Below are 218 nucleotides of genomic sequence, written 5' to 3'. Positions count from 1 at the left end.
CCTCGGCGGTCAATGCTGAGGGGTTCCGGGAGATCCTCGGCATCTGTGAAGGCGCCAAGGAGGACAAATCCGGCTGGTCCTCGTTTCTGCGGCATCTCGTCGATCGCGGTCTCAAGGGCGTGCAGCTGGTGGTTTCCGACGCGTGCCGAGGTCTTGTCGAAAGCGTTGCGGATTATCTGCCGGAGGCACGCTATCAACGCTGCATGGTGCATTTTTAT

Annotated in this window: 1 protein-coding gene; it reads left to right on the top strand. The window is 59.6% G+C overall.

Annotated features, from left to right (window positions below; translation table 11 throughout):
- On the top strand, window positions 1–218 hold a 218-nt coding region (locus ACM43_RS09480), incomplete at both ends, for a transposase (RefSeq protein ID WP_271539837.1).

Origin of the sequence: Bradyrhizobium sp. CCBAU 45321 (assembly GCF_028128975.1) — a bacterium.
Taxonomy (GTDB): Bacteria; Pseudomonadota; Alphaproteobacteria; order Rhizobiales; family Xanthobacteraceae; genus Bradyrhizobium; species Bradyrhizobium yuanmingense.
Note: the sequence above shows the minus strand (reverse complement) of the source record. Positions and strands in the feature narration are given on the sequence as shown.